Source organism: Streptomyces sp. B1866 (assembly GCF_031932565.1).
Classification (GTDB): Bacteria; Actinomycetota; Actinomycetes; order Streptomycetales; family Streptomycetaceae; genus Streptomyces.
Genome location: NZ_JAVSCF010000552.1, coordinates 1 through 950, shown reverse-complemented (window position 1 = coordinate 950; position 950 = coordinate 1). Strand labels below are relative to the sequence as shown.

Here is a 950-nt window from a genome sequence, read left to right as displayed (position 1 = left end):
AAGATCAGCCGTTAACTTGACACACCCGAACGGTGCGCGGCCGCGCTGAACCGCCGTTTTATTGGTCAATCATAGACGAAGCGGCATTAAAGCGGCCCATCGGCGGCAACAGGGTTATGCGGGTGCAGCTTGAGTACCTGCTCCAAGCGGCGGAAAACCCGCATATAACGGTACAGGTTCTTCCGTTCACCCAGAGGGCTCACCCCATGTTGGGCGGAAACCTGACCATCCTGGCCCTGAAGGAAGGCGGAATGGTCGGTGCGGTCGAGAGCCTCAAGACGGCCGAGCCTGTAGAATCGCCAAGGAAGATTGTCGAGCTGATCCAGTTATTCGAGATGGCGTGTTCGCAAGCTCTCTCCAAAACCGAATCACTCGACCTGATCCGTCACTACTTGAAATAATACGGAAATGGCGAGCAGTCGAATTCCTGACGCGTCCGCAATCAGCCCTTGGCGGAAGTCAAGTTACAGCGGCATCGACAACGGAAATTGCATCGAGGTAGCCGACGGCTTTCCCGGGATCGCCCCCGTGCGAGACAGCAAGGACCCGCATGGTCCGGCCGTATCCTTCCCGGCGGACGCGTGGGTTGCCTTCATTGCGACCGTGAAACGCGCGGACATGCTCGACGCCTGATCTCTGACGGTTCGTCAGCCAGCGGCGGTCCTCGCCCTGAAATCGGCGGGGGCCGCCTCGCCACCCGGCGTGCCGCTCTGACCGGTCAGTCCCCGCACCGCCCGTGCTGTCGGCGGTCCCGCGAGAGGCGTTCACGCGGGCGGCAGGGGCCGCCCGTACGGGGGGTCCTGCCGCTCGGGGACTCCCGCCGCCCGGCTGCCCCAGCCCCTACCCCAGGACGTTCCCCGCCTCACCACTGGTAGCCGGGAGTATGGCCGACGGCTTCGATGACGGGCTGGAACTGCTCATAGGTGTCCGTGAGCCGTGCGGAGCCCCAC

General features: G+C 63.5%; 2 protein-coding genes. Both read left to right on the top strand.

Annotation, left to right across the window (positions count from 1 at the left end):
- The first annotated feature begins 32 nt into the window (after nucleotides 1–32).
- Entirely contained in the window at nucleotides 33–401 is a 369-nt protein-coding gene (locus RKE29_RS30135) for a DUF5753 domain-containing protein (protein WP_312008880.1), read from the top strand.
- A gap of 7 nt (nucleotides 402–408) precedes the next feature.
- On the top strand, nucleotides 409–633 hold the full coding sequence (locus RKE29_RS30130; RefSeq protein WP_312008879.1) for a DUF397 domain-containing protein: 225 nt from the start codon (nucleotides 409–411) through the stop codon (nucleotides 631–633).
- Nucleotides 634–950 lie beyond the last annotated feature (317 nt).

Coding starts and splice junctions, on each gene's coding strand:
- RKE29_RS30130 (WP_312008879.1), top strand. CDS start 409: ATGGCGAGCAGTCGAATTCCTGACGCGTCCGCAATCAGCCCTTGGCGG.